The sequence below is a fragment of the Candidatus Korarchaeota archaeon NZ13-K genome, assembly GCA_003344655.1.
Lineage (GTDB): Archaea > Korarchaeota > Korarchaeia > Korarchaeales > Korarchaeaceae > Korarchaeum.
Genome location: MAIU01000126.1, coordinates 1 through 2,393, shown reverse-complemented (window position 1 = coordinate 2,393; position 2,393 = coordinate 1). Strand labels below are relative to the sequence as shown.

General features: G+C 51.8%; 4 protein-coding genes. 3 read left to right on the top strand and 1 reads right to left on the bottom strand.

Annotation, left to right across the window (positions count from 1 at the left end; all coding sequences use genetic code 11):
* The first annotated feature begins 445 nt into the window (after nt 1-445).
* Both BA066_07735 and BA066_07730 read left to right on the top strand, forming a co-directional pair.
* Nucleotides 446-1,000: a hypothetical protein gene (locus BA066_07735; protein RDD52805.1), complete on the top strand. Its 555-nt coding sequence runs from the start codon at nt 446-448 to the stop codon at nt 998-1,000.
* Nucleotides 993-1,511, top strand: coding sequence for a hypothetical protein (locus BA066_07730; GenBank protein ID RDD52804.1), 519 nt, complete (start codon nt 993-995; stop codon nt 1,509-1,511). The genes BA066_07735 and BA066_07730 overlap by 8 nt, the downstream gene beginning before the upstream one ends.
* Before the next feature lie 4 nt (nt 1,512-1,515).
* Here BA066_07730 and BA066_07725 read toward each other — a convergent pair whose 3' ends face one another.
* Nucleotides 1,516-1,824 carry a helix-turn-helix domain-containing protein gene (locus BA066_07725; GenBank protein RDD52803.1) on the bottom strand — a complete coding sequence of 103 codons (309 nt, stop codon included), beginning with the start codon at nt 1,822-1,824 and terminating at the stop codon, nt 1,516-1,518.
* A 291-nt stretch (nt 1,825-2,115) separates the two neighbouring features.
* Here BA066_07725 and BA066_07720 point away from each other — a divergent pair, with 291 nt between their 5' ends.
* Complete coding sequence (locus BA066_07720; protein RDD52802.1) at nt 2,116-2,373, top strand: hypothetical protein; 258 nt, start codon at nt 2,116-2,118, stop codon at nt 2,371-2,373.
* Nucleotides 2,374-2,393: the final 20 nt, after the last annotated feature.

Below are 2,393 nucleotides of genomic sequence, written 5' to 3'. Positions count from 1 at the left end.
CTCCTGTGGAGCTCATAAAATTAGGAGTGCACACCCGCGGGCAGGCACACCCGCCTAATTTTATACCCACCCCTCCCGGGCAGTCTCCGGAGCTCTCCGGCCCAGGTCTGAGAACTTCTGCAGAAGCCTTCGGGCTCCCCCCGGGTCTGCAGATCTCCGCTCCGAGGACTTCTCCAAGCATTCAGAGCTCTGCAGCTCTCAGAGAGAGCTCTGCACTCCGCGAAAACACCCAGACGTATGTGTACAGGCTTCTAGGAGAGTCATAGCTCTGCCAAGGGCTGCGGGGCTCCCACCGATACGCACCGTAAATTTATGGTGATTAGGCTCCGAGCGCTCTGAAGGCTCTTCTCCGAGTTCTGGGGTCCTCAGACCGGTTTGCTCCACACTTTTGTGGTGATGAACCCTTATAAGCCCTCTCCTCACCACAGATTTATGGTGCAGACAAATGAGCCTCAAGATATGTCCAAGATGCGGTCAACCCTACAGCTGGATCGAGAGGCGTGAGTCCAGGGGAAATGTCTACTACTATGCGGTTCATGTCTATAAGGATCCTCAGACAGGTAAGCGGAGAGTCAAGAAGTGCTACTTAGGACCTGAGGAGTACGAATACGTTTCGAGGCTTCACATCAAAGAGGGCTTAACCCTGAAAGGGCTTCGAGACTCCCAGAGGGCTCTAGAATACCTTGATGCTCTCATAGCTTACCTGCAGACTGTAGAACTCGACAGCTCTCTCAGGAGGGCTCTCGGAGCCAGGTTTATGCGTATTGGGAGGATTCTCCTGGGATTGGAGCCTGATATCTCCGAGATCTCAGAGATCCTCAGGGTTAGAACGGGCTTCGCTCCTGTAGTCTATAGACCTGTGGAGGTTCAGGGTAGGAGGCTCCTCGAGATCTCTACCCCAGGCAGGGAGAAGTCTGAAGAGGTCTGCAGAGCTCTAGTCGAGTATGGTTATAGCTGCAGAGTCTCAGAAGACGGTCTCAAGGTGTATGTAGGTGTCTAGCAGCGACATCAAGGCTGAGATCATAGCTGCACTCAGAGACCTCAGGGAAGCCCTGAAGCCTAAAGCAGCTATCTTCGACCTAGACGGAGTCCTAGTTGATTCTAGTGAACGCTACAGGCTGTGCGAGTCTGAGGCTGCAGGCGATAGGAGGCGTTTCTGGGAGTGCTTCCTCTCGGAGAAGTACATGGATCTCGACAGGCCGAGAACTGAATACGTGGAGACCTTGAGGAGGTATGCAGCTCAGGGCTACAGGATCATAATCGTTACGGGTAGAGTCGAAGAGAGGCAGAAGAATAAGACTCTGAGGCAGCTATCGGATTGGGGTATAACGTTTCACGAAATCTACTTCAGGAGGGCTGGAGACTACAGGAAGGATTACGAGTTCAAGTCTGAGATAGTCAGGAACCTGAGCAAAAAGTACAGGATTGTGGCAGTATTCGAGGACTCCAAGCCTGTAGCTGAAGCCCTCAGAAAGCTGCTACCTGATGCGGAGATACACCTAGTTCAGTAGGTCTTCACACCTTCGACTCTCGATACTTCTTCAGAATCCTGTAGACAGTAGACCTCGAGAGCCCTGTCTGCCTCACGATATCCTTAACGCTCACACCCTGCCTGTACAGGTTCAGAACCCTGATCTCTAGGATCCTCCTCTTCAGCTCTGGGTCTTCGACGCTCTCAGAACCTGTAGCAGATACAGGTTCAGGGCTTATCGAGACTCCTACACTCTTCGAGACCTCTTCGACTAGTGCTCTGAGATCCTCTAGGCGTTTCCTCAGAACCTGATTCTCAGACTCCACGGCTCTGAGGGCTCTCTTCAGCTTCACAGTCTCATATGCCTCATATGCGAGACCGAGACACTCCCTGAGACTGTGAGACGCCTTTGCACCTGTGAGACTCCCTAGCTCAAAGTAACACCTTGAAAAGAGGGCTCTCTATACCTGTAGCTGTACAGGGCTGCGGGCTCCGAGGCTGAAGGCTTGCGATCTGCAGCTGTGCAGAGCTCCTCAGTTATTCTCCGGTGTATACAGGTCTGGAAGTTACTCATAAGTACTCTAATTTATATATTCTGGAACTGATATCACACTCCCCAGAACCGGACCTAGGTGTGAATACACATGGTTGAAGGTAGAAGAGGGAATCCTCTCTACAGACTCGATAAGGACCTTGTAGAGGTGGAAGCAGCACTATCAGAGATGTTTGGAGTGCCGAGACATCTGATCAGGAACTACGCATATGCATGGGGTCTGCTAATAGTGATAGCAGCTCTGGAATCCTTCGACCCGAAATATGTCGAGAGGCTCTACGGACACATTAAAGAGATGGTGATTGGGCGGTTAGAGGAGCTGAAGAAGAGACATCCTAGGAGAGCATAGGTATTCGAGGCGGTTTGAGG

What these genes read in the sequence shown, in the direction of transcription:
- BA066_07735 (RDD52805.1), top strand. Translation starts at nt 446, where the DNA reads ATGAGCCTCAAGATATGTCCAAGATGCGGTCAACCCTACAGCTGGATC.
- BA066_07720 (RDD52802.1), top strand. Translation starts at nt 2,116, where the DNA reads ATGGTTGAAGGTAGAAGAGGGAATCCTCTCTACAGACTCGATAAGGAC.